At 72.4% G+C, this 832-nt stretch carries 1 protein-coding gene; it reads right to left on the bottom strand.

The annotated features are described in order from the left end of the window. Positions 1 to 777: SDR family NAD(P)-dependent oxidoreductase (locus tag IE294_RS46930; protein ID WP_229918604.1), on the bottom strand; the 777-nt coding region annotated here is incomplete at its 3' end. Positions 778 to 832: the final 55 nt, after the last annotated feature.

Below are 832 nucleotides of genomic sequence, written 5' to 3'. Positions count from 1 at the left end.
CACCCGTGCCAGGGCATCCCGGTCGGCCACGTCACAGGCCACCACACTCACCCGCGCGCCCGCCGCCTCCAACTCCGCCCGCAACTCCCCCGCACCACCAGCCCGCGGACCACGACGACTCACCAACACCAGATGCTCCGCCCCACACCCCACCAACCACCGGGCGACACACGCCCCCAGACCACCCGTACCACCCGTCACCAACGCCGTACCCGACGTCGACCACCGCCGGACACCCCACCCCGCCACCGACGCACGCACCAGCCGACGACCCCACACCCCCGACGCACGCACCGCCACCTGATCCTCACCGGAACCCGAAGCGACCACCCGCGCCAACACCATCGCCACGTGCTCGTCCACCACCACCGGCAGATCCACCAGACCACCCCACACACCCGGATGCTCCAACGCCGCCACCCTGCCCAGACCCCACACCGCCCCCTGCTCCGGCGCGCAGACCCCGTCCCCCACACCCACCGACACAGCACCGCACGTCACCACCCACACCGGCACACCCAGCCCGGCATCCAGCACCCCCTGGAACACCGCCAGCACAAACCCCGCCGCCCCCACCCCATCCGGAGCCAGCACCACCACACCCGCGAACGACGAACCACCACCCGGCACACCCGCCAGAACCCCCGCCACGCCCGCACGCCCGGCAACCCCATCCACCGACACACACACCGACCCGGCACCCAACGCCCCGACCACCGCCACCACCCGGGAATCACCCTCCAACCCGGCCGGCACCACCACCAACCACGAACCCACCGACCGCACCGGCACACCGACCGCAACCCACGACTCCCGATACCTCCACGCGTCC

Source organism: Streptomyces canarius (assembly GCF_014650735.1).
Taxonomy (GTDB): domain Bacteria; phylum Actinomycetota; class Actinomycetes; order Streptomycetales; family Streptomycetaceae; genus Streptomyces; species Streptomyces olivaceoviridis.
This window is presented reverse-complemented; position numbering and strand designations above follow the sequence as displayed.